The 25,755-nt window shown below is 71.4% G+C and carries 28 protein-coding genes and 1 tRNA gene; 17 read left to right on the forward strand and 12 right to left on the reverse strand.

Annotation, left to right across the window (positions count from 1 at the left end):
- Nucleotides 1–752: 752 nt before the first annotated feature.
- The 4 genes from AB0442_RS24330 to AB0442_RS24345 all read right to left on the reverse strand — a co-directional run bounded on the left by AB0442_RS24330 (nt 753) and on the right by AB0442_RS24345 (nt 4,552).
- Nucleotides 753–1,319: a hypothetical protein gene (locus AB0442_RS24330; protein ID WP_366165289.1), complete on the reverse strand. Its 567-nt coding sequence runs from the start codon at nt 1,317–1,319 to the stop codon at nt 753–755.
- A complete protein-coding gene (locus tag AB0442_RS24335) occupies nt 1,307–2,737 on the reverse strand; it encodes an RNA-directed DNA polymerase (RefSeq protein WP_366165291.1) in 1,431 nt (476 codons plus the stop codon). Before AB0442_RS24335 ends, AB0442_RS24330 begins: the two co-directional genes overlap by 13 nt.
- A 283-nt stretch (nt 2,738–3,020) precedes the next feature.
- Nucleotides 3,021–3,665 carry an HAD-IA family hydrolase gene (locus tag AB0442_RS24340; RefSeq protein ID WP_366165293.1) on the reverse strand — a complete coding sequence of 215 codons (645 nt, stop codon included), beginning with the start codon at nt 3,663–3,665 and terminating at the stop codon, nt 3,021–3,023.
- Nucleotides 3,666–3,703: 38 nt separating this feature from the next.
- The gene (locus tag AB0442_RS24345) at nt 3,704–4,552 is read right to left on the reverse strand and encodes a GntR family transcriptional regulator (RefSeq protein WP_366165295.1); all 849 of its coding nucleotides are present in this window, start codon (nt 4,550–4,552) and stop codon (nt 3,704–3,706) included.
- A gap of 415 nt (nt 4,553–4,967) precedes the next feature.
- Here AB0442_RS24345 and AB0442_RS24350 point away from each other — a divergent pair, with 415 nt between their 5' ends.
- The 13 genes from AB0442_RS24350 (at nt 4,968) to AB0442_RS24410 (ending at nt 16,562) form a co-directional block, all read left to right on the forward strand.
- The gene (locus AB0442_RS24350; protein ID WP_366165296.1) at nt 4,968–5,249 is read left to right on the forward strand and encodes a hypothetical protein; all 282 of its coding nucleotides are present in this window, start codon (nt 4,968–4,970) and stop codon (nt 5,247–5,249) included.
- Entirely contained in the window at nt 5,246–5,887 is a 642-nt protein-coding gene (locus tag AB0442_RS24355; RefSeq protein WP_366165298.1) for a hypothetical protein, read from the forward strand. The genes AB0442_RS24350 and AB0442_RS24355 overlap by 4 nt, the downstream gene beginning before the upstream one ends.
- Nucleotides 5,884–6,771 carry a DUF2637 domain-containing protein gene (locus tag AB0442_RS24360; RefSeq protein ID WP_366165299.1) on the forward strand — a complete coding sequence of 296 codons (888 nt, stop codon included), beginning with the start codon at nt 5,884–5,886 and terminating at the stop codon, nt 6,769–6,771. The genes AB0442_RS24355 and AB0442_RS24360 overlap by 4 nt, the downstream gene beginning before the upstream one ends.
- A complete protein-coding gene (locus AB0442_RS24365; protein ID WP_366165300.1) occupies nt 6,768–7,142 on the forward strand; it encodes an RRQRL motif-containing zinc-binding protein in 375 nt (124 codons plus the stop codon). Before AB0442_RS24360 ends, AB0442_RS24365 begins: the two co-directional genes overlap by 4 nt.
- 23 nt (nt 7,143–7,165) lie before the next feature.
- A complete protein-coding gene (locus tag AB0442_RS24370; protein ID WP_366165301.1) occupies nt 7,166–8,719 on the forward strand; it encodes a hypothetical protein in 1,554 nt (517 codons plus the stop codon).
- Nucleotides 8,720–8,835: 116 nt separating this feature from the next.
- Nucleotides 8,836–10,995: an ATP-binding protein gene (locus tag AB0442_RS24375; RefSeq protein WP_366165303.1), complete on the forward strand. Its 2,160-nt coding sequence runs from the start codon at nt 8,836–8,838 to the stop codon at nt 10,993–10,995.
- Between the two features lie 226 nt (nt 10,996–11,221).
- Nucleotides 11,222–11,434 (forward strand): hypothetical protein, encoded by a 213-nt coding sequence (locus AB0442_RS24380; RefSeq protein ID WP_366165305.1) that lies wholly within the window; start codon nt 11,222–11,224, stop codon nt 11,432–11,434.
- The gene (locus AB0442_RS24385; RefSeq protein ID WP_366165306.1) at nt 11,431–11,712 is read left to right on the forward strand and encodes a hypothetical protein; all 282 of its coding nucleotides are present in this window, start codon (nt 11,431–11,433) and stop codon (nt 11,710–11,712) included. The genes AB0442_RS24380 and AB0442_RS24385 overlap by 4 nt, the downstream gene beginning before the upstream one ends.
- 225 nt (nt 11,713–11,937) lie before the next feature.
- On the forward strand, nt 11,938–12,834 hold the full coding sequence (locus tag AB0442_RS24390) for a bifunctional DNA primase/polymerase (RefSeq protein ID WP_366165335.1): 897 nt from the start codon (nt 11,938–11,940) through the stop codon (nt 12,832–12,834).
- A 185-nt stretch (nt 12,835–13,019) separates the two neighbouring features.
- Nucleotides 13,020–14,348, forward strand: a complete 1,329-nt coding sequence (locus AB0442_RS24395) for a DUF3987 domain-containing protein (protein WP_366165308.1) — start codon at nt 13,020–13,022, stop codon at nt 14,346–14,348.
- A gap of 260 nt (nt 14,349–14,608) precedes the next feature.
- A complete protein-coding gene (locus AB0442_RS24400; RefSeq protein ID WP_366165310.1) occupies nt 14,609–14,851 on the forward strand; it encodes a helix-turn-helix domain-containing protein in 243 nt (80 codons plus the stop codon).
- 13 nt (nt 14,852–14,864) lie between these two features.
- A complete protein-coding gene (locus AB0442_RS24405; RefSeq protein WP_366165312.1) occupies nt 14,865–16,091 on the forward strand; it encodes a site-specific integrase in 1,227 nt (408 codons plus the stop codon).
- Between the two features lie 72 nt (nt 16,092–16,163).
- On the forward strand, nt 16,164–16,562 hold the full coding sequence (locus AB0442_RS24410) for a hypothetical protein (RefSeq protein ID WP_366165314.1): 399 nt from the start codon (nt 16,164–16,166) through the stop codon (nt 16,560–16,562).
- A 156-nt stretch (nt 16,563–16,718) separates the two neighbouring features.
- Here AB0442_RS24410 and AB0442_RS24415 read toward each other — a convergent pair.
- The 4 genes from AB0442_RS24415 to AB0442_RS24430 form a co-directional block, all read right to left on the reverse strand.
- Nucleotides 16,719–16,808 (reverse strand) — tRNA-Ser (locus AB0442_RS24415).
- A gap of 45 nt (nt 16,809–16,853) precedes the next feature.
- Nucleotides 16,854–17,369, reverse strand: a complete 516-nt coding sequence (tadA, locus tag AB0442_RS24420; RefSeq protein WP_344625006.1) for a tRNA adenosine(34) deaminase TadA — start codon at nt 17,367–17,369, stop codon at nt 16,854–16,856.
- A gap of 29 nt (nt 17,370–17,398) precedes the next feature.
- Entirely contained in the window at nt 17,399–17,953 is a 555-nt protein-coding gene (locus AB0442_RS24425) for a hypothetical protein (protein WP_363541029.1), read from the reverse strand.
- 208 nt (nt 17,954–18,161) lie between these two features.
- Nucleotides 18,162–18,368, reverse strand: coding sequence for a hypothetical protein (locus AB0442_RS24430; RefSeq protein ID WP_344625008.1), 207 nt, complete (start codon nt 18,366–18,368; stop codon nt 18,162–18,164).
- Between the two features lie 145 nt (nt 18,369–18,513).
- Between AB0442_RS24430 and upp the strand changes: the two genes are divergently transcribed.
- Entirely contained in the window at nt 18,514–19,149 is a 636-nt protein-coding gene (gene upp / locus AB0442_RS24435) for a uracil phosphoribosyltransferase (protein WP_344625009.1), read from the forward strand.
- 99 nt (nt 19,150–19,248) lie between these two features.
- Here the strand turns inward: upp and AB0442_RS24440 are convergent, their stop codons facing one another.
- Nucleotides 19,249–19,923: a LytR C-terminal domain-containing protein gene (locus AB0442_RS24440; RefSeq protein WP_366165336.1), complete on the reverse strand. Its 675-nt coding sequence runs from the start codon at nt 19,921–19,923 to the stop codon at nt 19,249–19,251.
- 241 nt (nt 19,924–20,164) lie between these two features.
- Complete coding sequence (locus AB0442_RS24445; RefSeq protein ID WP_030273186.1) at nt 20,165–20,461, reverse strand: type II toxin-antitoxin system VapB family antitoxin; 297 nt, start codon at nt 20,459–20,461, stop codon at nt 20,165–20,167.
- Nucleotides 20,462–20,584: 123 nt separating this feature from the next.
- Here AB0442_RS24445 and AB0442_RS24450 point away from each other — a divergent pair, with 123 nt between their 5' ends.
- On the forward strand, nt 20,585–22,171 hold the full coding sequence (locus AB0442_RS24450; protein WP_366165316.1) for a helicase HerA-like domain-containing protein: 1,587 nt from the start codon (nt 20,585–20,587) through the stop codon (nt 22,169–22,171).
- 60 nt (nt 22,172–22,231) lie between these two features.
- Here the strand turns inward: AB0442_RS24450 and AB0442_RS24455 are convergent, their stop codons facing one another.
- Nucleotides 22,232–23,398 carry a hypothetical protein gene (locus tag AB0442_RS24455; protein WP_366165318.1) on the reverse strand — a complete coding sequence of 389 codons (1,167 nt, stop codon included), beginning with the start codon at nt 23,396–23,398 and terminating at the stop codon, nt 22,232–22,234.
- Nucleotides 23,399–23,516: 118 nt separating this feature from the next.
- On the opposite strand from AB0442_RS24455, the gene AB0442_RS24460 reads away from it, so the two are divergent.
- A complete protein-coding gene (locus AB0442_RS24460) occupies nt 23,517–24,383 on the forward strand; it encodes an alpha/beta hydrolase (protein WP_366165319.1) in 867 nt (288 codons plus the stop codon).
- A gap of 52 nt (nt 24,384–24,435) precedes the next feature.
- Nucleotides 24,436–24,954, forward strand: a complete 519-nt coding sequence (locus AB0442_RS24465) for a YbhB/YbcL family Raf kinase inhibitor-like protein (protein WP_366165321.1) — start codon at nt 24,436–24,438, stop codon at nt 24,952–24,954.
- A 154-nt stretch (nt 24,955–25,108) separates the two neighbouring features.
- Here AB0442_RS24465 and AB0442_RS24470 read toward each other — a convergent pair whose 3' ends face one another.
- Nucleotides 25,109–25,711: an HhH-GPD-type base excision DNA repair protein gene (locus AB0442_RS24470; RefSeq protein WP_366165322.1), complete on the reverse strand. Its 603-nt coding sequence runs from the start codon at nt 25,709–25,711 to the stop codon at nt 25,109–25,111.
- Between the last annotated feature and the right edge of the window lie 44 nt (nt 25,712–25,755).

A 25,755-nucleotide genomic window follows, 5' to 3' on the forward strand; every position in this document is an offset into this window, starting at 1 on the left:
CCCGGGCGCCCTCCTGCTGCTGCGCAGCTTATCCACCGGACGGCCCATCGGGTGAGAGCGGCGTTCACTCCCCGGGACGAAGGTCCCCGCGGGTGGGGGCTTTGTACGGGTGCCCGCCCGCGGGCGGTGGCGCACGATGGAGGAGTGCCGCGGGATCTGGCAGGAATCCCCGGTGCAGGGAACCGGGACTCCCCGCTGTGGGACCGCGCGCCGCAGCTTCCCCCTGATGCGGCGCCGGTGGTGGGAGTCCCGACGGGGGCGCGGTCCGGTTCCCCCCCTGGGCCGCGCCCCCTCCGGCACCCCGAACGCACCCCCCGAACGCCACCCGGCCCCGAGCCCGGTGGCGTTCCTGCTCCCCTGACGTCCCGCCAACGGCCCCCGGCCGCCCACGCGTTCACCCGCGTGTCCCGGAGACACGTCGAAGGGCCCCGACCGGTTCGGTCGGGGCCCTTCGTGAAGCGGTAGCGGTGGGATTCGAACCCACGGTGGAGTTGCCCCCACACACGCTTTCGAGGTCTGAGATCCCCTGTTCAGGGACGGTCGTGGACGTTCCGGCCGCAGGTAGTAGGAGTGCGCCGAGCGCTGGTGTACCCCGCTGAACAGTGACGAATGAGACCGCAACTGAGACCGCCCGACGGGTGCGGACCTGGTTTTGGTAAGGCGTAGGCACCGGGCCACCGAGCAGCCCGCCGTGAGACCATTTCCTGGTCAACCAGGCAGTGCGCAGTCAGGATAGCTGAATGCAACAGTGTTCAATAGACATCTGAACACAGACTGGACACAAGTCTGTCGAACTCGACCACGAAGCGGCGACAAATCCTGATGCATCTTTCAACGGATAGTTCACCGAGGACTAGTCGAGTCGAGTGGGTATCGATATCCAGAACAGATTTCATGCGCTTCCTGAGCGCTAGTGCCTTCGTGAAGTTATTGGTTTGCTGCTTTGTGAGATAGCCAGACCCGTGCACTATTGCGTTCCTGCAGTCCACGACCACAAGGAGATCTTGCGCAAACGCCTCGCCTTTGATTGAGACGCCGAACCCTTCACCCAGCCAGTCCAGCCTGGATGCCCAGGTTCTGTGTATGTCATCATTGATTGAATCGATCAATGCTTGCCCTAGGCGGGTATCGGACACTCCGGATTCGCTGACCAGACGACTTAGGGCGCGCGAAACGTGAGTCTCAACTGCGGTGGCTGCATCGACTATCACCCACTCTGGCTTCACCGCTCCCTGCCGGGACCTGACAAAGAGAGATGACAGCTCCTCAATGCACCGCTCTCCGGACGTGGTGAGGCCTGCAAGGTCTATTTCTGGCATGCCCACTCATACGCCTTCTTGATCAGAGGGCCGTCGCCTGTGATAGCCGATACGGCTGACTTTGCATAGCTGCCCTGCCTGCCCATGCTGGCCGCTACAGCTCCTTGGCTAATGGGTGAAGCCATCATGTAGGCCTTGATCATCTGGCCCTCGCTCAGGACCTTATGAGTCGCGGCAGTCCAGGTTGCCTCGGCCCTCACGGTCTCATGGCGGTCCTCGATTTGTGCTGTTACCCATTCCATGACGTGCGGATAGCGGGCGGCACTCGATGTGGGAAGACCGGAAATCGTGTTGAGGAGCCAGATTTTGGCCCATGCGCTCTGTCGGCCCATAATTGTAAGCAGCCACAAGGACTCCCACGGGTCTTCGGCGAACGAATCCTCCGCTGCCCGTGCAGCGATGTATCCGCAGACGGCAACAAGAAGGAGCGGGTGCCGGAAGACGGCATCCTGCATCACGGAGTCCGGAATTCGCTCACCATAACCTCGAAGCCACCCGAAAGCTGATGCAAGATATGTGCGGAAGTGGCCCTCGGTGTGGAAAATGTCTTCTGGTGCCGTCTGAGAGAGTGTCGAATGCCAATCGTTGACAAGTTGCCACATCGCAGCCTGCATTGTCGCCGACTCGTCGGGAGTCTCGGTTTCATCGAAAGATATCAATTCCCCGTAGTCCCCCCAGAAGAATACTTGAGACAGCTCAACTCGGGCAAGATCGAAATATCGATGAAAGAATTCTGATTCCGAGTGTGATTCCAGGACCAGGGTCGCCCGCTTGTTGATCTTTGTCTTCTCGCTCGAAAGAACGAGGCCTAGGGATCTTGCATATTCTGCCGACCGCTCGATGATTATATTTGCTGTCTCCCAGTCTGCGCATGCTACCGTGAAATCGTCTACATAGCGTGATACTGTGAACCCATCTCGCGCCAGTCGCCGTTCAAGTGGCGCAATATAGACATCGGCAAGGTGGTCGCTCGGAGTCGAGAGCTGTGGCAGTCCTCGGGTTCCCCCAATGACAGATTGAAGGACATTCCCCAGCATGTCCGTTGAGGCTGGGTCCAGGGACTGATTTAGGACGCTCTGCCTCAGAATATCGTGATCCACGTACTCGTAAAACGATGCTATGTCGAACTTCACGACATAGTCACTCCCGCTGTCGAGCGCGAAGTCTCTGTGCTTATCCCAGTTGTCTCCCTCTCTGCTTCTAGGCCCCAGGGCGTCACCTAGATGATTTACGAGAGACTGGTAGGCAATTCTGGCGGGGGTGGTGGCAATTGTGACTGGCCTTGGGCCAAATCTCTTCCTCGGCATGGCGAGCGTCTCATACGGGTATGTGACGTTACCTGCAAGGATTAGCTCTGCCAGTGTTGCAAGTTCAGGCTGGCAGTTCTCGAAGCATCGATCAATGATGAGCTCTGGCATTCGATCCAACTTGATGGATTGAATGTCCTTGCTTGCGGCATGCACATCGACGTTTGCTGTCTTCCGATTGGCCATTGGCCCCGCCTCCTGATCGCTCAGCCGGTTGACTCTAGCGCGCAAAGTGGATGGCGGTCAGGGCGACTGGCTAGTAGGTCTTGCGCTCCGCAGGAAACATCAGTCTGCGGCCGGTTGGAGTCAAGGGCCCTCCAGGCCGCCGGGCGTAGTACGGCTACTCCCCATGGTTCTCCGTAGGAGGTCAGGCGACCACTGGCGTTATGCGTGCCTAGCTCATGGCATCCGCGATGAGTTGCATCGAGTCCACGATCACGACTGCGCCGGCGGCAGCCAGCTTCGAATCCTTCCCAGGCTTGTTGGCGTACCCGATCGTCGCCACACCTGCCGCGTCTCCGGCTTCCACGTCCCTGGCTGCGTCGCCGATGAAGATGCACTCCTCCGGCTTGCTGCCAGCCGCGTCCATCGCCTCCAGGAGGAGACGCGGGTTCGGCTTCATGGACGACGGATCGCCTGGAGCCCGGCCGAAGACACCGGCCACGTAGCTGTTGAGCTCCTGGTCGGTGAGGTACGCCGCGATCGCCGCGCCCGAGTTGTTGCTGACCACCGAGACAGAGCGGCCGGAGCTGGCGCAGGCCCGCAGGACCGATTCGCAGCCTGGATTCGGCCGACCAATCAGAACGGCCTCGGTCTCAAGCGATGTGAGCGCACTGTCCGCCGCTGCTGCGAGGTCCGGTCGAGCGTCTGCGATCAGGCGGAGCAGGGCGAGCGGATCAGTCTCGGTCTCACCCCCGGCTGGGGTCTGCTCGCCGTCGGCGAGCAGACCCAGACGAAGGCGTCGTGCGACTTCCGGCGCCGGAAGCCCGGCGAAGACCGAGCAAACTGGGCCGTCGAAGTCGAGCAGCACGTGCTTCACCGGGCGAAGCAGGTCGGCGAGCGACGGAGGAGCGCCGGTCACGGCTGACGCTCGTACGCGATCGTGGACCACACGCTGTCGAACCACACCTGTGCCTGCTGGACGTACTGCGAGCCAAGGGAGGCATCATCCGGTCCCGCGGCGTGGTGGAACAGGGTGGTGTCCTTGCCTGTGACGTCGTAGAACGTGTGGTCCTTGCCGTTGATCCCCACCGTACGCTCGCGGAGCGGGTAGAACCCGAAGAACGCCTCAGAGCGGTTCAGGATGTACAGCTTGAAGAGGCTGGATGCCCGGTGCACCTTTACCTGGACCGTGGCGTTCTGCACGAGACCGAGTTCCGCCAGCACCTCGACCGAATGGGCGATGCCGCCGGCGTTGGTCAGTGCGATGTTCCGGGCCCGCTCCCGGAGTGCGGGTTCGTCCTTGAGGCCGTCCACCAGCACCGGCACGGCCATGGGCTCGTCGGTGTCTGGCAGCAGAAGACGCACGGTGATGGACTCCGGGGCGAGTCTGCCGGAGCGGACCTTGTCGAGCGGTTCCTGTAGGGCGTTGTGAAGGGTCTCGCTGGAGAAGCCTGCGAAGTCCAGCGTCACCTGCTTCTGCTCGAATGCGGCTTCTAGATGCGGCCGGAGACCGACTGGCCGTGACGTGCGCTCACGGACGAAGGATCCGCTGCCCTGTCGGGTCACGATCAGGCCCTCGGTCCTGAGTAGGTCGAGCGCCTTGTCGATCGTGCCGCGCGCCACGCCGAAATGCTTGGCGAGCTCGGGGCCGGACGGGAGCTTGTCGCCGGTTTCGAAGCCGGGCTTCTTCGTGAGGATCGAGGCCCGCAAGAAGCTGCTGACCTGCTGATACGGCGGGCGGGAGTCATCCGGGTCGAGGCTCATGCACCCATGCTAGGGCAGATGCCCAACACACGCGAGAAACCCAACCCTCTTGACCTGCCTAGGCAGGTTCTCTATGTTGAGAGTGTCGCAACCGAGAGATGCGGGAGCGGCAAAGAGGGGTCTTCTTTGGGCTGCTCTGACCTGTGCAAATGCGACTGGTGGGTGTCGGGGAAGGCGGTTTGGCCGCACGCCTACGACCTGCCGTGATCGTGGGTTGTTCCTTGAGAACTCAACAGTGTGCTGATCAACGAACGAGTCTCTTTGGTCCCCGATCCGTGCCCGCTATGGCGGGTCGGGGGTCATGGCTGCTCGTGCGTGACGAGTGGTCTGGGCCCACGAAACGGGCCGCCGCGCTCCCGGCCAAGGAACGCGCGGCGGCCCTCGGGCCCACCGCCCTGTTGGAAGAGGTAGACCCGTGAAGTCGATTGTTGCAGGCCAGCACGCCGCGGACCCGGACGAGTTCGCAGAGCTGGCGTTGGGCGTGGACGAGGAGCTGTTCGCCGGCGCGCCCGGCGAGTCGGTCCTGGACCGCGCCGCCCGGATGGACGCCGCGGCGGCGGTGCTGGCGGACCTCCGTCGGGAGGACCCGGAGCTGGCCGCCTACGCCGAGCGGTTGCTGAACACCGCGCCGGTGCCGCTGCACACCGCCCGCCGCGCCACCGGCCGCCGGGCGGCGGTTATGGGGGTGGCCGCGTGAGCGCCCTCGACCCGACGACGGCCGGCCCGAGGGGCTGGCACTACGACGAGGAGTCGGGAATGTTCACCCGGCACCCGGTCCCGGACCTGCCCGGCGAGACGACGCTGTGCCAGGTCCTGTCCCTGCCGGATGCTGAGCTCCGTCGAGGCATCGCGGTCCACGAGGCCGGGCACGCCGTGGTGCTGCTCGCGCTGGGCATCCCGATCGAGACCATCGCCATCGGCAGCCCGGACGACGACGTGGACGGCTTCGTCCGGGTGGCCGGCACCCACCGGGCCGCGCTTGATGACCTGCTGGTGATGTGCGCCGCGGGTGAGCGGGCCCAGGACCGGTGGCTGCGTGAGGCCGGCCTGTGGTCGCCGACCCGCGCATGGGCGGTCGAACTCCTTGCCCGCCACGACCGCGACCGCGCCGCGGATGCCGTTCGCATCACCTACGACACGGAGCTGACCTTCGGCACCGGCGACGACCCGACCCGCGACCTCGCAGCCCTGCACCGCTACACCGATCACGCGCTCGACCGGCTGTGGCCGCGGGTGCTGAACGTCGCCGAAGCGCTGGACCGGCTCGGCTCGCTCACCGAGTTGCAGGCGGCCGAGGCCGCCTTCACGCCGGATCTGGTCGGGGGTGCGCGGTGAACACCAAGGCCAAGTGGTCGATGGTCGCCGCGCTGCTGGTGGTCGTCGGCATGGCGTTTCGCGTCTCGTGGAACGCGCTCAAGGACGTGGCCGGCGCGATCGGCGCGGACATCCTGGCCGCGAGCCTCTACCCGCTGGTGGTGGACGGTCTGATGGCGCTGGCCCTGGTGGCCGCGCTGATCCTGACCGGCCGGGACCGCCTGTTCGCGCTGTGGGTGCTGGGCGGCTACACCGTCGCCTCGCTGGTGCTCAACTACGTGCACGGTCTGGTGCCCGCGCTGCACGGCGGCGGTCGGGTGCGGTTGGCCGACTGGCCGCCCGCGCACTACGCGCTGGTGCTGCTCGCTTCGTGTCTGCCGGTCGGCTCGATCTTCTTCGGATCGGACCTGGTCGCCAAGGTGCTGCACCACAAGCCCGAAACGGTAGAAAACACCCAGGACACCGCAAATCGGTCGGGGTCTGACCTGCCGGGATCGGCCGATCCCGAGGTGGTCGAGTCGGTGTACGAGTCGGCCGACCCGGAGCCGATCGCCGACCCGATCCCGGCCGTGGAGCCGGTGCGTGCGCGGGCGGTTGCGGCGGCGGTGAGTCGGCCGCGGCGGGCGACCGGCGCCGTGCCGAAGTCTGCCCGCACCAAGGTGCCGATCCGCACCGAGGCGGAGCTGCTCGCGGAGGCCCGATCGGTCACGGCCAACTGGTCGGAGGCGGAGCTGACCGCCGATCGGATCCGCACCGAACTGCGGACCTCACCGGCCCGCGCCCGGATGCTTCGGGAGACGCTGAAGGCCGACCGCACCGAGGCCGCCCGACCCGCCCTGCACGCCGTCCCCGACAGTGACGACGACACCGCGGACGGCCCGAACGAGGGCGAGGCGGCGTCGTGAGCCCTCCCCGGTTCTGGGACCCGCACGGCGAGCGGTTCGGCCTGCCGACCTACCCGTGGCGGATGGCCCCCGACGGCTACCTGACCCGCCGACAGCTCCGCAGGCGGGGGTTGCGGCCGGGCGGTCAGCCGGTCGCCGCACAGATCCTGTGGCGCTCGCGCCGCACCAACAGTGTGCGCGCCGCTCACCTCTACCGCACCTGCCTGGCCAAGCCCGTTCGGCCGATGACCCCCGCGAGGGTCGCGGCCCTGGCCGCGGCGAACCGGGCCCGCCGGACCTGCCCCGTCTGTGGGCGGGACGCCGGTTACGTGCTGCCCGCCCACCTGGGCACCTGCCTGACCTGTGCCGAACCCGCCGCGTTCGCGGCCTGACCTGCCCGGAGGTACCCCCGGCCATGTCCCAGACGTTCGCCGAACCGCCGGTCACGCCGGCACCCACCCACACCCCCGACACCAGCCCAGCCGCCGAGAAGCCGAAGCCCGCCGCGGGCGGGAAGAGCGCTTCTCCGGCCTCACACCAGCGCGGCGGGCTGCCCGCCGTGCCGCTCGCGATCACCGGCGCCAACACCGTGGTCGGCCTCGCCTCCGCCGGGGTGCTGACCGCAGGCCCCCTCGCGGCACTGGCCGCCGCGGCCGGCACCGCCGCCACCACGGCGATCGCCACCCGCACCGCCCGCGCCGCCGCCGGACGACTCGCCCGGCGCGCCGGACGCACCACCAACAAGGGGCACCTGTCCCTGGTCAAGCCCACCACCGGCACCAGCACGTCGGGCGGCCGGGCGGCTGGCCGCACGGCCAGCGGCGGTATCCCGAAGCAGGGCCGCCCCGGCACCGGCACCACCGGCCGACCGAGCGGACAGCGTCCCGGGCCGACCCCGGTCCCCAAGCCGACCGGCAAGAAGCCGGGTTCGCCCGGCCGCAACCTCGCGGACAAGGTCGGCGCGGTGAAGGCCGTGCGGAAGGCCGAACGGGCCGCGGCACCGTTGCGGGCCGAGCGGCGTGAGCGGCAGACCGCCGCCCGGCGGCAGGTCGCCGACGCCCGCCGCACCGCGAAGGCCGCCGAGCGGGAGCGAAAGCACGCCGCGAAGAGCCCCACCGGCAAGGCCCTGGCAAAACCCGCCGCGGCGGTTCGCCGCTCGCTCGACAAGGCCCGCAACCGGGCCCGGGCGGGGTCGGAGAAGCGCCTGAATGCCAAGGTGGGCGACGCGCGGGCCGAGGCCCGCAAGGCACCGGTCCGGCGGGCGGCCCGCCGGGAGCTGGTGAAGTCCGCCGCCCGGCACCACGGCCGGCGCCTGCTGGCCGCGGCCCTGGCGCTGCCGGTCGGGCTGGTCGGGATGCTCTCGACCCCGCTCGGCCGCAAGCTCGGCCTGCCGTGGCTGATGCATCCCGGCCGCCGCCTCTACCGCCGCATGGCCGGCAAGGCCGCGCAGGCCCGCGCCGAGCGCGACCAGCAGATCCGTGCCGACCAGGCCGAGGCCGAGAGCGCCGCCGACGCCGCGGCCACCGACACCCCGGCGCCGGTCGGCGACGAGGTGCCGCGGGCCCCGAAGCACCACACGAACACCCCTCTGGACGCCCTGGGAGGCGACGTGACCAACCCGTACTCCGGCTTCAGCTTCGACGCGACCGCCACCGAGATGTACGAGGCGGCGATGAACTACGAGCCGGACGGCATGATGCACGTCCTCGCCACGATCGACTCCATGCCCGACGGCTTGACCTCGATCGCCAACACCTTCCGCGTCCTGGCGGAGCGCTCCGACGACGAGTACCCGCTCGACAAGGCCGTCGGCGAGGCCCTGAACGAGGTCTACCAGCTTCTCCTGAACGCCGCGACGGCCGCGGAGGAGGTCGGCAAGGTCTTCCGCCACACCCACGAGCACGACATCGCCCGCCACGACGACCCCCGCAACGGCGAGGAGAAGTGGGACATCGGCAACAACCAGTAGCCGCCCCCACCTGATCGCCTGACGCACCACCACGGGCCGCCCCGCACCACTGCGCGGGGCGGCCCGCCCCATCCCCACTGCTCGCCCGCACCACCCGACCCAACCTTGGAGTTGCCGTGGCCGAGCCACAGCCCACCCTGAACCTCACCAACACCCCCAAGCCCGCCCCGCGCACCCGTGGCCCGAAGAACCCCAAGGCCACCTGGGTGCCGCCGCTGGACTGGGCCGCCGAACACGGCCCCATCTCCGGCGCGATCTCCGCCGCCACCGGCGCCGGCGCCCTGGCCCTGCTCGGCGCCGCCACCCACATGCCCCCCGGCATCCCGCTCGCTATCGGCGCCGCCGGGGCGATCGGACACGGCATCGGCGCATCCGTCCGCCGCCGGCTGACCGGCCGCACCATGGCCACCCGCGCCGCATCCTGGCTACTCGCCGGAGGCTGGACCACCTGGGCGATCGCCACCGGACCCCTGTCCTGGGCCGCCGCCGGCACCCTCGCGGCGCTCGGCGTCGGCATCGGCGCCATGGCCGCCGACGCGGCGATCCGGGAGGAGGCCGTCGAGCTGGAGCGCATGAGCGCCGAGGCCCGCGACGCGGCACGGAAGATGAACGGCGAGCGGGAGGCGATCGCCCGCGAGTGGGCCGACCGCATCCGGCGCGTCACCGGCATCGAGGTCGCCGTGTTCGCGGTCGAGTTCTGGAAGACCGGCGCCGGGTACTCCCTCGCCGCCGAGCTCCCCGGCGGCAGTGCGACGTGGGACCGGATCGCCGGGTCCGCGCGGGCGCTGGCCACGGACGCGCGGCTGCCGCTCGGGTGCACGGTCGGGGTGGAGGAGGGCGACCGGCAGGGCCGGGTCATCCTCGACATCGCCACCACGAACGTGATGGCCGGTGCCTACCCCTACCCCGACGACTACTCCGAGCTGTCGATCCTCACCGGCATCCCGTGGGGGCTGCTGCCCAACTCCGAGACGGTGCAGGTGTTCCTGCGGGAGGCGTGCGCGCTGATCCTCGGCCCGCCCGGATCCGGGAAGTCCACGTTCATCGACGCGGTCATCGCCGGGTTCGCCCGCTGCACCGACGTCATCACCTGGACGGTGGACCTGAAGGCCGGCGCGGTCGGCATCCCGTGGGTCCGGCCGTGGCTGGAGGCGCAGGGGCTGAAGGCGCCGAAGCCCGGCACGGAGGCAGCCCCGGCCCCGGCCGGCACCCGGCCGGGCGTCGACTGGGTCGCTTCGACCCCGGCGGAGGCGCTGCGGATGTTCCGCGCCGTGATCGCCATCAACAAGGCCCGCCAGCAGCAGTACCAGGACCTGCTGGACGCCAATGACACCACACTGCTGCCGGTCTCCGCGAAGCTGCCGCAGATCATGGTCGTGGTCGACGAGGGCGCCGAACTCCTGTCCGCCCGCTCGTTCGGCGACCCGGTGATGAAGGAGCTGCAGGAGCTGGTCGGCAAGACCATGCGGACCACCCGCGCCATGGGCATCCGCCTGGTGCTGACCGCGGTCGACGGCAACGTCTCCGCCCTGGGGGACACCAGCGTGCGGAAGTTCTCCCCGGTCGGCGCGGCCCTCACCTCGGGCGAGTCGTCCGGGAACAACCTGGCCAAGCTGTTCCCGTCCGCCCGGGTCGACACCCGGCAGCTGTCCGCGAAGGGCTGCGGCGTGATCGGCGCCGCCGGGGCGGACGGCTTCGCCCCCACCGGCTTCAAGGGCTGGAAGACCAGCCCCAGCATGGTCCGCGACGTCGTCCTCGCCACCAACGCCCGCCGCCCGTACCTTGACCAGATCTCCGCCCGCGCCGCGGGCGAGGACTACGCCCGCCGCTGGGACGCGGACCGCGCCGGATGGCTCTGGGAAAACGCCACCGGCACCACCCAGACCGCCGCCCCGGTGGGCGGGCTGAACCTCGGCTCGCTCCGCGACAACGCCCCGGACGACAGCGCGGCCGGGACGGGGCTGGCGGAGGTCATCGCCTTCCCCAACGCCCGCCCCGCCGGGCTCAACCTGTCCAGCCTCCGCGACCAGAATCCGGCACCCGCGCCGTCCCAGCCGGTCCCGGCGGCGCCGGCCGGGCCGGACTGGCTGGCGGAGGCGATCGACGCGATCGAGTCCGCCGGGCACATGGGCCTGAAGGTCGCCACCGTCGCCGAGATGGTCGTCCGCGACCGCAAGACCGTCCGCGCCGGACTCCAGGCTGCCGCAGACCGCGGCGAACTGGTCTACCGCGAGAACGGCCCGCTGTCCGTCTTCGTCCACCCCGACCACGCCTAACAGCCCGTCACAGACTGCTACTGGGTAGTGGGTAGTGGGGCAACCCCACTACCCACTAGACCGCCCCCAGAGGTCCCGAACGGGTGCCTGTCCTGCGGATTCCCCAGTACCCACTACCCACTAGACACCCCAGTACGGACACGCTCCGCAACCACCCGGCCCGCCCGCTACCCCGCGGGCGGACCGTCTTCCCATGCCCTGTACGGCCCGCGAAAGGGGCTCCGCCATGCCCGCTCCCGCCATCCGGCCGCTCGCCGCCGTCCACCTCCGCGAGGCCCTCACGGCCGCCGCCGACCGCGACCCGGCCACCGCGCTGGCCGCGCTCATGCACATCGACAACGAGTCCTGGCAGGGCATCGAGCACCGCCTCGCCGCGCTCGGCACCGACCTGCTCGACGTCCTCGCCCAGACCGCCGCCACGAACGGAGCCACCACGTGAGCGCCGCCGACCTCATCGCTGCCGCCGTCCTCCTCACCCCCGCGGCCCTCGGCAGCGCTGTGCTCGGCGCCACCTGGCGCGCCAGCGCCACCGACTCCGAAGCCGTCCGGACCGTGCTCGCCGAGTCCGCCGCCGAACGCGCAGCCCGCGCCCAGCAGCAGGACGAGGGCGGCACCCCGCCCCCGGCCCGCGAACCCGCACCCCGACCGGCCACCGCCCCGGCCCCGCCGCGGCTCGCCACCGTCATCAACTTCCCCGCCCACCGCCGCGCCGCATAGGGGCGGGCCGTGCCCGTCCTCGACTGGCGCGACGCCCGCCACTACGACCGCACCACCGACAAGCCCTGCCGGTGGTGCGGCGCCCCGACCCCGCTCCGCGACGAGCAGCACCGCCCCGCGCACAAGGTCTGCGCCGAACACCGCGCCGGCCCCGCAGCTACGTCACCGCTCACGACCGCAGTGCCCGCCGAGACCGACCTGCTGACCACCCGTGAGGAGACGCCCTTGACCGACTGGCACCACGCCCTCACCGCCGCCCACCACGCCGCCGCCCGCGACTTCGCGGTCTTCCCGACCGGGAAGACCAAACGGCCGGCGATCCCGAGCCCGCACCCGCCGGGACCCGAGTCCAACCGCTGCCGTGCCACTTGCGGCCGGCCCGGGCACGGCGTCCTCGACGCCACCACCGACCACCAGCAGATCGACGCGCTGTTCGCCGCCGCCCCGTGGGCCACCGGCTACGGCATCGCCTGCGGCCGTGCCCCGCACCACCTGGTCGGCCTCGACCTCGACCGCAAGAACGGCCTCGACGGCGCCGCCAGCCTCGCCCGGCTCGCCGCCGAGCACGCCTTCACCGTCCCGGCCACTGCCACCGTGGCCACGCCCTCGGGCGGGCTCCACCTGTGGCTGTCCGCTCCGGCGGACGCGGTGTTCCCGAACTCCGTCGGCAGGGTGGCGCCGGGGATCGACGTGCGAGGCCCGGCCGGCTACCTGGTCGGCCCCGGCTCCCTCGGCACCGCCGGGCGGTATGTCTTCGCGCCCGGCACGGACCCGGACGTCATCGCTCCGTGCCCGCCCGAGCTGCTGGCGTTGCTGACCCCGCCGCCCGTCCCGGTCGCGGTCGCGCCGGTGGGCGGGCTGCGGGAGCGGGTCTACCACCAGAAGCCCTACGTGCGGGCCGCTCTGGAGCGTGAGGCAGCGGCCGTGAAGGCCCAGACCTACCCGGGCCGGGCCAAGCGGCTGTTCGCCTCCGCCGCGGCCCTCGGGCGCCATCTGCCCACCGGCGTCCTGGACGAGGCGCTTGCCTTCGACACGCTCCTCGACGCCGGGATGGCCACCGGTCTGTCCCGCTCGGAGTGCGAGCACACCATCCGCCGCGGCCTGGCCCGAGGCGCCGCCTGACCCTGCGGCCCGCACCGGGGCGAGGCCGGAGAAGCGCTTCTCCGACCCCGTTCCCTCGCGGTGCCGCACCCGCCCAGCACGGCCCGTCCCACGCCTGTCTGACGACCCGAAAGGAACCGAGCCATGGCACCGACCACCGGCCGCACCCGCACCGCCGACGCGACGGCCGGCCACCAGGAGGCCGCGTGAGCATCCCCGCCCCCGCCCACACGACCGACCACCCCGCCCCCGCCGCGGCGCCACCGGCGGTGCAGGACGTGTTCTACGGGCCGCTGCTCGGCGTCGACCGGCCCACCCGGCCCGGCCCGGTGCCCGACATGGCCGTCTTCCAGGGCTGGGCCGGCGAGACCGTGCGCCAGCTGGACCCGAGCACGGAGGCCGACCCGGTCGGGGTGCTGGCCAACTTGCTCTCCGCCGCCGGCGCGATGTTCGGCTCCGGCCCGCACCTGCGGATCGGCAACGACCGCCACCCCGCCCTGATCTGGGCCCTCACGGTCGGCGCGACCGCCGCCGGCCGCAAAGGCGCCGCCACCAACACCGCCCGCCTCCTCCTCGCGGCCGCCGAACCGGAGTTCTTCAAGACCAACGCGCTCACCGGCCTGTCCTCCGGCGAGGGCCTGATCCAGGCCGTCCGCGACGGCGACCCCACGAAGGACGACGACCCCGGGGTGATCGACAAGCGCTGCTGGATCGTGGAGTCCGAGTACGGCGTCACCATGGCCCGCTCCCGCCGCGAAGGGAACTCGCTCGGCGGCATCCTGCGGCAGGCGTGGAACGGCGAAGACCTCGGGCTGATGAACCGCGACGCAGTCCGGGTCACCGCCCCGCACGTGGCGATCATCGGCCACATCAGCCCCCGCGAACTGCGCGCCAAGATGCAGGACACCGAGATGGCCGGCGGCACCTACAACCGGTACCTGCCGGTCTTCGTCCACCGCAATCTGATCCTCGCCGAGTCCCGCGGCGCTACTCCCCAGCTGGTGGACAACCTCGCCTCGGCCTGGCGGACCGTGCTGCGCGATGCCCGGCAGGCGGGCGAGGTCACGATGGACGAGACGGCCCGTGCACTGTGGCGCGAGGACGTCTACCCGGCGCTGTGCGGGGACGAGGACGGCGACGGGCCGCTCGCCGAATTCACCGCCCGCGCCGCCCCCTACACGCTGCGGCTCGCCATGGTCTACGCCCTCTGCGACCACCAGCAGCAGATCAACGTGGAGCACCTGCGGGCCGCGCACGCCCTGGTCGCCTACTCCCGGGCCTCCGCCGCGCACGTGCTCGGCCTGGTCGAGCACACCACCGGCGACCGCAAGCTCGACAAGCTCGCCGCCGCCGTCCGCGCCGCCGGGCCCCGCGGTCTGACCGGCGACGAGGTCTACCGGCTGTTCAAGAAGTCCAGCAAGGACGAACGGGACCGCTTGATCGCCGCCCTCCTCCAGATCGAGGGCTACGGCAGTGCCCAGATCCCCGGCACCGGCCGGCACGCCACCGTCCTGCTCTATGCCCCGCCCACCTAACCCCAGGGGGTGGAAAGGGTGAAAAGGGGTGCTAAGCCCTCCCACCTGCGAAAACACACAGCGTGGGAGGGGTGGAAAGGGGGTGCTAAGGGGGGTGGAAAGGTCCCACCCCAACCCGCCCTCCCGGGACGCCCGACCCTTTCCACCCCCCTTTCCACCCCCTTTCCACCCCCACCCCGCATCACAAAAGCCCAGGTCGCCGGGCTTAGCACCCCTTTCCACCCTTTCCACCCCCCGCCCAGCACCGGGAAGGACCCGCCTTGAGTACGGCCATCGCTCCCGAAACGCCCACCGAGTTCGACCCCACGCTCGTGGCGCTCACCGTCGAGGAGGCAGCACGCCGCCTCGGGATCGGCCGCACCACGATGTACGCCCTCATCCGAACGGGTGAGGTCCCGAGCATCCCCATCGGCCGTCTGCGCCGTGTGCCGGCCGAGGCCCTTCCCGAGTACATCCGGCGCCGGATGCAGGAGTCCGGCTTCGTCCCTACCACCGCAGCCTGAGGAGGCTTCACCCTTGGCAACCCGGCAGCCCAACGGCGGTTCCAGCATCTACCAGGACAAGGACGGCAAGTGGCACGGTCGCGTGACCGTCGGTGTGAAGGACGACGGCACGCCGGACCGGCGCCACGTCCGGGGAAAGAACCGAGCGGAGGTCACCAAGAAGGTCCGGGAGCTGGAGAAGAAGCGCGACGAAGGCAACGTCCCGAAGGCCGGGAAGTCCTGGACCGTCGCGGCCTGGCTCACCCACTGGGTCGAGAACATCGCCGCGCTCTCCGTCCGGCCGAACACGCTGTCCGGGTACCGGGTGGCGGTCAATGTTCATCTGATCCCCGGGCTCGGCGCCCACCGGCTGGAGAAGCTGGAGCCGGAGCACCTGGAGCGCTTCTACAAGAAGATGCAGGACAACGGCAGCAAGCCCGCCACCGCGCACCAGGCTCACCGGACCATCCGGGTGGCGCTCAATCAGGCGGTGCGGCGCGGCCACCTCACCCGGAACGTCGCCTCCCTCGCCACGGCTCCCCGGGTAGAAGAGGAGGAGGTGACGCCTTACGAGGTCGAGGAGGTGCAGCGGCTACTCCTGGAGGCGGGGAAGCGCCGGAACAGTGGCCGATGGGCGGTCGCACTGGCGCTCGGACTCCGGCAGGGCGAAGCCCTCGGGCTCCAGTGGTCGGACCTCGACCTGGAGGAGGGCACCCTTTGGGTCCGCCAGAGCATGCAGCGGCCGAAGTACCGCCACGGGTGCGAGGGGGAGTCCTGCGGGAAGAAGCACGCCGGCCGGTGCCCCCAGCGTGTCCGAACGAACACGCAGGCTGCCCCTACCAAGTCGAGGGCGGGTAAGCGGCTGATCGGCTTGCCTGATCAGCTCATCAAGATGCTCCGCCTCCATCAGGAGGAACAGGAGCGGGAGCGGCTGAACGCGCGCCAGCTCTGGCACGACGGCGGGTGGGTCTTCGCCACCGAGACCGGCCAGCCACTCATCCCGCGTACCGACTGGGACGAGTGGAAGCGATTGCTCCAAGCGGCTGAACTCCGGGACGGCCGCCTCCACGATGCCCGTCACACCGCCGGCACGATCCTCCTCATTCTCGGGGTGCCCGAGCGGATTGTGATGGACATCATGGGCTGGTCGAGTACCGCCATGGCCCATCGGTACCAGCACGTGACGAAGAGGGTCCGACGCGACGTTGCCCGGCAGATCGGTGGACTCGTCTGGGAGGCGGCCCAAGACCCTGCCGATTGACCAAACCGAGCATCTCCGAAGCGCTGTTTCGGACACACTGTGCCGACCAGCAGCCGAGGCGAGGGGCGGGCAATGGAGACGTACATCATCAGGGGGACCGCGGGGCGGCCAGCAGACTGCGACGCATGTCAGAAGCCGGTTCAACGTCCCATCATCCTGGAGACTGCGGACCGCGCTGGTAGCCCGCTGGGCCACCACTCACATCTCGGTCTGGACTGCGCTGCCAGACGCACCGGCAAGGACCGGAAGGTGGTTGAGGCAGAGGCCGAGCGAGCCAACGAGAGGCGCCGTGAGGCGGAGCGCCATGCTGCCCGGCAAGAGGCAGTGCGGCTCCGTATCGTCCGGCTCGAACGGCAGTGGCTTCAGGAGACCTACGGCGCCGATGACATGTTCGATGCGGCCGAGAAGAGCGGAAAGGACTGGGAGGTCGTCTGGGAGGAGTTCAATGAGTGGGAGGAGACGCAGCCGTAGGCGGCGCCGCTGCGTTGCTGTGTTGATCCCCGGGAACCCCCATCCGGCTCGCGGCTGACTGGGCTCATCTCAGAGCCAACTGAGACCACATTTGAGACCAGCACGACGAAGGCTCCCGACTGTCTCCAGTCGGGAGCCTTCGTCTTTCCTGCTCAGTGGCGGTAGCGGTGGGATTCGAACCCACGGTGGAGTTGCCCCCACACACGCTTTCGAGGCGTGCTCCTTTGGCCGCTCGGACACGCTACCGAGAGAGACTCTACCGGACGGGTCGGGCGGTGACGAAATCCGTATTCAGCGCTGGGTCTCGAAGAAGGCCAGCAGCTGTGCGGAGCATTCCTCGGCGAGCACACCGGGGACGACCTCGGGGCGGTGGTTCAGCCGGCGGTCGCGCATCACGTCGAAGAGCGAGCCGGCCGCGCCGGCCTTGGGGTCGAGGGCGCCGTAGACGACCCGGTCGATCCGGGAGAGCACCAGCGCCCCGGCGCACATGGTGCACGGCTCCAGGGTGACGACCAGGGTGCAGCCGCCGAGGCGCCACTCGCCGACGGCCGCGGCCGCCTGCCGGATCGCCACCACCTCGGCGTGCCCGGTCGGGTCGCCGTCCGCCTCGCGCACGTTGTGGCCGCGTCCGATCACCGCGCCGTCGGGCCCGAGCACGAGCGCCCCGACCGGTACGTCCCCGGTGGAGGTGGCCAGTGCCGCCTCGTCCATGGCGAGGCGCATCAGGTCCTTCCACCGGTCGCGCACCGGGTCGGGGCGGACGGGGGCCGGAAGGGGGTGGATCTGCGGGGCGGGTGCGGACGGCATGGCACCAGTGTCGGGCACCGGCTCGGGCGCTACCGAACGGCCTCCAGGACCTCGCCCGCGCCGAGCGCGTCGGCGATCTCGGCGAGCGCGTCGCCGGGCACCGCGCCCTCGCCGGCCAGGCCCAGGAGGTCCTTGGCGGACAGGCCGAAGTCGGCGAGCAGGTCGGAGTCCCCGAGCGGCCCCGCCTGGGCGCCGGCCGGACCGGCTGCGTCCTCGTCCTCGTCCGCGTCGTCCGCGGCCTCCAGCGCGGCCTCCTCGTCGTCCTCGACGTCCGCGACCAGGGCGTCGATGTCGTCGAAGTCCTCGGCCTCGATCAGTTCGTCGGTCAGCACCGAGCCGTACGAGCTGCGCGCCGCGGCGGCGCCGTCGGAGACGAAGATGCGCGGGTCGTCCTCGCCGTCCACGCGGACGACGGCGAACCAGGCGTCCTCCTGTTCGATGAAGACCAGGACGCTGTCGTCGTCCTGGGCGGCCTCCCGGGCCAGGTCGGCCAGGTCGGCCAGGGTTTCGACGTCGTCGAGCTCCGTCTCGCTCACATCCCACCCGCCATCGGTGCGAGCAAGCACTGCAGCGAAGTACGCCACCAGGGACACTCCCAAGATTGGTCTCGGCTGTAGGCGATCTCGGGCGAACGCGGTCTGGCCGCCCCCGCGCCAGAAACGGTCCGCTGTTCGGACCGTCCCTCCGGCATCGTGACAGAAAGCCCGGCGCTGCGGGGGGTGTTCTGCAGCGCGTCTTTGCAGGTCGTGTCGGAATGGCTGGTCGGCGGCCGACGGGTCGCGGACTCCTCCGTCAGATGCGGAAGGTTCGCATCCGCATGGCCTCGCGCATCCGCCGCTCCTTGGTGCGCCGGGGCTGCACCCGGGCCCGCAGCTCGCGCGCCTCGGCGAGCTCGCGGAGGAACAGGGCGCGGCGCTTGCGGCGCTGCGCCTCGGTCTCGGGGGCGTCGGGCCCCGACTCGTCTGTCGAGCCGGCCCCGGGGTCCGGGTTGCTCTTCATACGGTCCGACTTTCCCAGAAGTGTCCGCTTGATACCAGGGCGAAGGTCTCGGTTCGGCTTCCCCGGTTCCGGCCCGTCCACACCTCGTTCCCGGCCGCTCCCCGGCGAGTCGTACGCACGTGCCCGTGCCCGTTATGGTCGAGACATGCGTCTCCACGTCGTCGACCACCCCCTGGTCGCCCACAAGCTCTCCACCCTGCGCGACGAGCGCACCGACTCGCCGACCTTCCGCCGCCTGACCGACGAGCTGGTCACCCTGCTCGCCTACGAGGCCACCCGGAACGTCCGGACCGAGCCGGTGGAGGTCACCACCCCGGTCGCCGTCACCACCGGCACCCGGCTGAGCCACCCGCGGCCGCTGGTCGTCCCGATCCTGCGGGCCGGTCTCGGCATGCTGGACGGCATGACCCGGCTGCTGCCGACCGCCGAGGTCGGCTTCCTGGGCATGGTCCGCAACGAGGAGACGCTGGAGGCGTCCACCTACGCGACGCGGATGCCCGACGACCTATCCGGCCGCCAGGTCTTCGTCCTCGACCCGATGCTCGCCACCGGCGGCACCCTGGTCGCCGCCGTCCGGATGCTGCTCGAGCGCGGCGCCACGGACGTCACCGGCGTGGTGCTGCTGGCCGCCCCGGAGGGCGTCGCGGTGGTCGAGAAGGAGCTGGCCGACCAGCCCGTCAAGATCGTCACCGCCGCGCTGGACGAGCGCCTCAACGAGCACGGCTACATCGTCCCCGGCCTCGGCGACGCGGGCGACCGCCTGTACGGCACCGCCGGCTGATCCCGCCGCGCCGGAAGCGCGAAGGGCCCCGCTCCTCCCGGAGGAGCGGGGCCCTTCGCGTGGCTGCCGGTGTGCGGCGGCCGGCCGGAGCCGGGCCGTTCAGCAGGAGCCGGGCTGCGGCGACGGGGTCGGGGACGGCTTGGTGGCCTCGGCCAGGGCCGCGGCCGCCTGGGTCGGGTCGAGCAGGGCGGCGAAGCTGTCGCCGAGGACGAAGTCGACCGTCGCGTCCGTCCGGGCGTCGGCCGTCCTGGCGGCGCTCGCCACCTGCGAGCCGAGCAGCGTGGCCGCGCCGAGGCCGGCCGGACCGCTGATCACCTGCACGGTGCCGGGCACCTTCTTGTCCAGCGCGGCCGGGGCGTTGCCGACCTGGCCGATGGTGAAGCCGCGCTTCTTCAGCTCCTCCGCGGTGCGGGCGGCCATGCCGGACTTGTCGGTGGCGTTGTAGACGTTGACCGTCACCGCCTGCGGTTGCGGGACGGCGGTACTGGTGGCGCCGGGGGCCGGGGAGGCCGCGCCGGAGGCGGCGTCCGACGCCGCCGGGGCGGCCAGCGGCTTGCCGGAGGCGCCGGGGGTCGGACACGCCTGTGCGGAGGCGTGCCGACCGCGGAAGACGTCGTAGAGCTGGACGCCGCCGAGGGCGACCAGCGACAGGGCGAGCAGGACGCCGATGCCGGCCAGCACCTTGCGGCTCCTGCGGGGAGGGCGGCCCAGGCGGGGGTAGGAGTTACCGGTGATCCGGTACTGCTTCCCCTTCAGTCCCTGGGGGGTCAGCATGCTCACGTCGGTGTCCCCCTCGTGCCAGGACAGGCTCGGACAGGCTCGGTCTCGGGTGCGGCCAAAAAGGGGCGTACGCCGGGAAATCGGCCGTTGTTCAGCAGATTAGTGCTACAGCTGCTGTGAAGGTACTAAATGATCATCATCTGGAGTACCCCGGCACCCGAAAGGATGTACCGGCGCCCTTCCGGGGTGTCCGCGGGGGTCCGTGAGAGGTGGTTCGTACCCGGTCCGGGGTCGGTCAGTCCATCTCCAGCACGCGCGCGTGCAACACCTGGCGCTGCTGCAGCGCGGCCCGCACCGCACGGTGCAGTCCGTCCTCCAGGTAGAGGTCGCCGTGCCACTTCACCACGTGCGCGAAGAGGTCCCCGTAGAACGTGGAGTCCTCCGCGAGGAGCGTTTCCAGATCGAGCTGACCCTTGGTGGTGACCAGCTGGTCCAGCCGCACCGGACGCGGCGCGACGTCCGCCCACTGGCGGGTGCTGGTCCGGCCGTGATCCGGGTACGGCCGCCCGTTGCCGATGCGCTTGAAGATCACACGGAAAGCCTACCGTCATGCGTGCGGGGGGCGCAGCAAGCGCGGCGTTACCCGTCCGGTTCCGAGTACGGCGGTTTGATGGTGGAAATCCCTTTTGCCAGCTCTGCCCGGGAGCCCGCCGAGATGACCGACCCCCACACCCCCGACGCCGCGGCGCTTCCCGCCGCCGTCCGGGCGATCGCCGACGGGTACGCCTTCACCGGCCCCGCGCTCGACCTCGGCGCCGCGATCGACGGCACCACCGCGTACCCCGAGGCGCAGGTGCGCGTCCCGCTCGGCGTGCTCAACCGGCACGGACTCGTCGCCGGCGCCACCGGCACCGGCAAGACCAAGACCCTCCAGCTCATCGCCGAACAGCTCTCCGCCCAGGGCGTCCCGGTCTTCCTCGCCGACGTCAAGGGCGACGTCTCCGGCATCGCCGCCCCCGGCGTGCCGGGCGAGCGGATCGCCGCCCGCGCCGCCGAGGTCGGCCGGCCGTGGACGCCGCAGGGCTGCCCCGCCGAGTTCTACGCCCTCGGCGGGCAGGGCACCGGCATCCCCGTCCGGGCCACCCTCACCAGCTTCGGCCCGCTGCTGCTCGCCAAGGTGCTGGAACTCAACGAGACCCAGGAGGCCTCGCTCGGCCTGGTCTTCCACTACGCCGACCGGGCGGGCCTCGAACTCCACGACCTCAAGGACCTCTCCGCCGTCATCGGCTTCCTCACCTCCCCGGAGGGCAAGGAGGAGCTCAAGGGCATCGGCGGGCTGTCCGCCGCGACCGCCGGGGTGATCCTGCGTTCGCTGACCGTGCTCGACAACGAGGGCGCCGGCGCGTTCTTCGGCGAGCCCGAGTTCGACACCGCCGACCTGCTGCGCACCGCGGCCGACGGCCGCGGCACGGTCTCCGTCCTGGAACTCCCGGCGGTGCAGGACCGGCCGCGGCTGTTCTCCACCTTCCTGATGTGGCTGCTCGCCGACCTGTACCAGGAGCTGCCGGAGGTCGGCGACCTCGACCGGCCGAAGCTGGTCTTCTTCTTCGACGAGGCGCACCTGCTCTTCAAGGGCGCGTCCAAGGCCTTCCTGGAGGCGATCACCCAGACCGTCCGGCTGATCCGCTCGAAGGGCGTCGGCATCTTCTTCGTCACCCAGACGCCGAAGGACGTCCCCGCCGACGTGCTGGCGCAGCTCGGCAACCGGGTGCAGCACGCGCTGCGGGCCTTCACCCCGGACGACGCCAAGGCGCTCAAGGCCACCGTCTCGACCTTCCCGCGGTCACCGTACGACCTCGCCGAGGTGCTCACCGGGCTGGGCACCGGCGAGGCGGTGGTCACGGTGCTGTCCGAGCGGGGCGCGCCGACACCGGTCGCGCCGACCCGCCTGACGGCCCCGCAGTCGCTGATGGGGCCGTTGGAGCCGGCCGTCCTGCGGGCCGCGGTGGACGGCTCGCCGCTGGCGCCGCGCTACCGCGACGCGATCGACCGGGAGTCCGCGTACGAGAAGCTCGCCGCCCGACCGGCCGCCCGACCGGCCGCCCGCGCGGAGGAGCCGGCCCGCGAGCGGACCGCACCGGCCGAGCGGCACCGGCCGGAGACGGCGGAGCAGGAGGAGGGCGGGCTGATCGGTTCGCTGCTGCGCAGCCCGGCGCTGAAGTCCTTCGCCCGGTCGGCGGGCACCCAGCTCGGCCGCGAGATCACCCGGAGCCTGTTCGGCACCTCGCGGCGCCGCCGGTAGGGCCGGCCTCCGAGGGGCGCCCGGGTGGGCACGCCGCCCCCGTGCGCCCCTGATGAGCCCTCACGGGAGCAGGGCGGCGCCGATGCGGTCGAGGGAGGAGAGGCGCATCAGGCCGTAGTGGTAGAACTCGACCTCGGGGACGCCGAGCTCGCGCAGGACGGCGATCTTGGCGGCCAGGTTCGCCGGGCCGTCGCAGTCCTCGGCCATCGGGCGGAGGATCACCGCCATGGCCTCCGGCCGGACGCCGTGCAGGGCGAAGGCCGCCACCTTCTCGCGGACGGCCTCCGGGGTGCGGGCGTAGCCGAGGGTCTCGATCTGGTGGGCGGCGCCCGCCAGTGACGGGAGGTCGATGCCGGAGAGCCAGCCCTTGCCGGGCCCGGCGCCGTCCATGAAGGTCAGCCGCATGCCGCCGGCGGCGGCCGCCCGGGCGAGTTCCGCGGCGAGCGTGGTGACGGTGCGGGTGGCCGCGTCCAGGTAGGCGGCGAGGGCGCCGCCGGCGAATCCGTCCAGGGCGGCGGGTTCGGCGGCCCGCTTCTCGTCGGCGAGCCGGGCGCGCAGCTCGTCCCGGACGGCGGTGCGGACCTCCTCGGCGGGGACGCCGGCGGCGGAGGCGGCGGCCAGGCAGTGCGGGCAGAAGCAGATGCCGAGCAGGGCCTCCGCGACGGGCCCGAGGTCCTCGAAGTAGCGCTCGTGGTGGTGGCCGTGGCGCAGGCCGTGGAAGTGCAGGGACTCGGCGCGGATCGCGTCCACCCCGTACCGGCCGAGGTCCTCGACCAGGGTGCGGGCGTACTCGCGGACCTCCGGGTTGGCCGGGCACAGTTCGGTGAGGTGGCGGTCGCCGAAGGCGTTGGCGGGGGCGCAGTCCGGGTGCTGGAAGCCGAGCCGGTCGTTGTGGCAGAAGACCGTCCAGGCGTGCAGCTTGAGGCCGCGCCGGCCGGCCTCGGCGGCGGCCTCGGCGAACGGGTCGCGGTCGCCGATCGCGGTGGACGGCGCGGGGGCGAGGCGCCGGCCGGCCCAGCGCGCCGGGTCGGGGCGGAAGTAGGCGGCGCCCGGTTCGAGGTGGCGGACCACCCGGTGCGGGTTGTGCGGGAAGACGTCGCGGGCCTCGTGGTAGACCGAGGCGAGGGTCAGGCCGCCCACGCCGGCCCGGTCGGTAAGGTGGCCGAAGAAGGTGTCGGCGCCCTCGTCCAGCAGGTCGGTGGCGAAGGCGAGGACGGACGACTCCACGGGGCGGCTCCGGGGCAGGCGGTGCGGGTGCGTCCTCCACGCTAGCCCGACACCCGGCATTGGTCTATACCTGACGGGTCGTGGCGGGCCCGGTGAGCGAGAGCGGGCGAGGACGGCAATGGCGCCGGTGTACCGGGACTACGACCACGAGGAGCTCGCGCGCGAGTACTCGCCGAGCAGCTGCGTCGAGGACATCGCGGTCGAGCTGGCCGCCTACACGGCGCGCAGCGAGGACGCGTACGCGGCGCTGGAGGTCCGCCGCGACCTGCGGTACGGCCCGGCGGAGCCCGAGCTGGTCGACTTCTTCCCGCCCCGCGGGCCCGTCCCGGACGGCGGCGCCCCGCTGCACGTCTTCGTGCACGGCGGCTACTGGCAGGAGCTGGACAAGACCGACTCCGCGTTCGCCGCCCCCGACTTCACCGCCCGCGGCACCGCCTACGCCGCCGTCGGCTACGGGCTGGCCCCGCACTGGCCGCTGGACGCGATCGTCGACCAGGTCCGCCGCGCCCTGCACTGGCTGCTCGACCACGCCGAGGAGCTCGGCGTCGACCCGGGTCGCGTCCAGCTCAGCGGCAGCTCGGCCGGTGCGCACCTGGCCGCCATGGCCCTGCTCGGCCCGGCCGCCCCGAGCGGCCGCCGGGTCTTTGGCGCGGTGCTGCTCAGCGGCGTCTACGACCTGGAGCCGATCGCCCTCACCTACGTCAACGACGCGCTCGGCCTGGACGCCGACGCCGCCCGCCGCAACAGCCCGCTGCACCTGCTCGCCGACGGCCCGGCGCTGCCGCCGCTGCTGCTCGTCCGCGGCGAGCACGAGACCGCCGAGTTCGGGCGCCAGCAGGAGGAGTTCGCGGCCGCCGCCCGCCGGGCCGGGGCCGCGGTGGAGACGGCGGTCGCCGCCGGGCGCAACCACTTCGACCTGCCGCTCGACCTGGGCCGCGCCGACACCCCGCTCGGCGCGGCCGTGGCGGCGCAGTCGGCTGCCTAGACTTCCGTCGTACCGCCACCCGCAGTGCGACGAAGGAGAAGGTGCCCGGCCCATGACGAACCGTCCGCCGCTGCCCTACGAATTCCTGCCGAAGGTCCCGGCCTTCGAGCTGACCAGCCGTGACCTCACCGAGGGCGCCGTGATGCCGGACGCGCACGTGCACGCGCTCGGCAACGAGTCGCCGCACCTGGCCTGGTCCGGCTTCCCCGCCGAGACCCGCGGCTTCGCGGTCACCTGCTACGACCCGGACGCGCCCACCGGCAGCGGCTGGTGGCACTGGCTGGCCCTCGACCTGCCCGTCGGTACCACCGAGCTGGCCCGCGGCGCCGGTGCCTCCGACGCCTCGCTGCCCGGTGACGCCTTCCACGCCCGCAACGACTTCCCCGGGCACAGGTACGACGGCGCCGCCCCGCCGCCCGGCCCGGCGCACCGCTACGTCTTCGCCGTGCACGCCCTGGACGTGCCCTCGCTCGGGCTCACCCCGGACACCACGGCCGCCGCGGTCGGCTTCAACATCACCTTCCACACCGTGGCCCGCGCCCTGCTGACCGTGGAGTACGCGAGCAGCTGAGCCGCCGTCCGGCCGGGCCGCCCCCGCGGAGGGGAGCGGCCCGGCCGTGCGTTCGTGCACCGGCGCCGTACGGGCGCACCGCGGAGGCGGTCGCCGCGGACGGCCCCGGCGGTCCTCGGACCGGGAGATCCGCAACCGCCACCCGTACCCCGGGTCAGCCCTGCGCCTGCTTCGCGGACTTCGCCGCCTTGGCGGCCTTCTTCGCCTCCTGCTTGAAGGCGCGCACCCTCACCAGCGACTCCGGCCCGGTGACGTCCGCGACCGAGCGGAAGGACCCCTCCTCGCCGTACGGGCCGGCCGCCTCACGCCAGCCCTCGGGGGCGACCCCGTACTGCTTGCCGAGCAGGGCGAGGAAGACCTGCGCCTTCTGCTTGCCGAAGCCGGGCAGCTCGCCCAGCCGCTTCAGCAGCTCCCGGCCGTTCGGCGCGTCCCGCCAGACCGCCTCGGCGTCGCCGTCGTGGTGCTCGACCAGGTACCGGCAGAGCTGCTGCACCCGGTTGGCCATCGAGCCCGGGTAGCGGTGCACCGCGGGCTTCTCGGACAGCAGGGCGGCGAACTCCTCCGGGTCGGCGGCGGCGATCCGGTGCGCGTCCAGGTCGTCGGCACCGAGCCGCCGGGCGATCGTCCACGGGCCGGTGAACGCCCACTCCATCGGGATCTGCTGGTCCAGCAGCATGCCGGTGAGCACGGCCAGCGGGCTGCGGCCGAGCAGTTCGTCGGCCTCCGGCTGCTGCGCGAGGTGGACGGTGGTGCTCATCGGGCGGCCCCAGGGGTGTGCGGAGGGACGGTCGGGACCTCCAT

The organism is Kitasatospora sp. NPDC085895 (assembly GCF_040702125.1).
Taxonomy (GTDB): Bacteria; Actinomycetota; Actinomycetes; order Streptomycetales; family Streptomycetaceae; genus Kitasatospora; species Kitasatospora arboriphila.